Source organism: Pseudomonas fluorescens, assembly GCF_041354075.1.
GTDB lineage: Bacteria > Pseudomonadota > Gammaproteobacteria > Pseudomonadales > Pseudomonadaceae > Aquipseudomonas > Aquipseudomonas fluorescens_CE.
This window is the reverse complement of sequence record NZ_JARZGC010000005.1, coordinates 334,846-336,349: the sequence shown is the minus strand read 5'-3', so window position 1 is coordinate 336,349 and position 1,504 is coordinate 334,846. Positions and strand designations below refer to the sequence as shown.

The 1,504-nt window shown below is 59.4% G+C and carries 1 protein-coding gene; it reads right to left on the bottom strand.

Annotated elements, in window-relative coordinates:
* Positions 1 to 134: 134 nt before the first annotated feature.
* Positions 135 to 1,196: a DNA polymerase IV gene (gene dinB, locus QIW53_RS09405; protein ID WP_371049368.1), complete on the bottom strand. Its 1,062-nt coding sequence runs from the start codon at positions 1,194 to 1,196 to the stop codon at positions 135 to 137.
* Positions 1,197 to 1,504 lie beyond the last annotated feature (308 nt).

Genomic DNA, 1,504 nt, shown 5'->3' with positions numbered 1-1,504 from the left:
GGGGGGTGTTGGGGGCGGCCCCCGGGCCCAAAAAAAATTTAAAAAACCCCCCGCCGCGGGCGCGCCCCCAACCCCCCCACCCCCTGGGTGGGCCCGAGCCTGCTCGCGATGAGGCCCTTGAGGTCGCCGCAAACCTACCGCTCAAACAACTCCATCTGCTCGAACCCGCCCCGCAAATCCTCCAGCCGTACGCCAATCCCCAACAACCGAACCGGTTTCCCGCCGCGATTGAATGCCTGGGTCAGCAACAGCTGATAACTGCCAAGATCGCGCCCTGCCCCCGCCTGTTCCAGGGTGGTTTGGGTGAAGTCATGGAATTTCACTTTGACGAACGGCTTGCCCGGTCGATAGCTGCTGTCGATTCGCGCCATGCGTCCGGCCAGGGTCTCCATCAGTTCGGGCAACTTGTCCAGGCAACTGCGCAGATCCGGCAGGTCGGTGTCGTAGGTATTTTCCACACTGATCGACTGCCGCCGACTGTCGTTGTGCACCACTCGCTCATCGATCCCACGAGCCAGGCTCCACAGTCGCTCGCCAAAGCTGCCGAATTCGCGCACGAGCGCCAACTTGTCCCACTCGCGCAACTGCAGGCAGTCGGCGATTCCAAGCCGGCCCAGCTTGTCGGCGGTCACCTTGCCCACGCCGTGCAATTTGTTGACGGGCAGCCCGCTGACGAAATCCTCGACCTGATCTGGCGTGATGACGAACAAGCCGTTGGGCTTCTTCCAGTCACTGGCGATCTTGGCCAGAAACTTGTTCGGCGCCACGCCGGCCGAGACCGTGATGTGCAACTGGTTGGACACCCGGCGACGGATGTCCTGGGCAATGCGTGTCGCACTGCCGCCGAAGTGCGCGCTGTCCGACACGTCGAGGTAGGCCTCATCCAGGGAAAGCGGCTCGATCAGGTCGGTGTAATCGCGAAAGATCGTGTGGATTTCCTTTGACGCTTCTCTATAGGCGTCCATGCGCGGCTTGACGATGGTCAGGTCCGGGCACAGCTTCAGGGCATGCCCGGACGACATCGCCGAGCGCACGCCATAGGCCCGCGCCTCATAGTTGCAAGTGGCGATCACCCCGCGCCGATCCGCCGACCCGCCCACCGCCAGGGGCTTACCGGCCAGACGCGGATCGTCACGCATCTCGATGGCGGCGTAGAAGCAGTCACAGTCAACGTGGATGATTTTTCGCTGGGTCATGGCAAAGCAGTGTTCATGGCGTAAATAAGTTGGCAGTGCATAGCGGATCGGCAGTATCTCACTGACAACTGTATATAGCACCAGTACTCTGAATGTTCTTATCCAGTGGTAGGAATAATCGACGTTGCATTTATTTTTTCAATCGAAAACAGACTCGCAATAGAGCTAAAACCCTTGCCCCGCCTGCCTCACAGCCGATCAAACCACCCTGCACTCTAGCTAACCAATTGAAGAGGAAGAGGTTTTATCAAAATTTAAGGTTGACAGCCGGACTTTGCGCTGTAGAATGCCGACCCACAGACGCGGGA

Coding starts and splice junctions, on each gene's coding strand:
- dinB (WP_371049368.1), bottom strand. CDS start 1,196: ATGACCCAGCGAAAAATCATCCACGTTGACTGTGACTGCTTCTACGCC.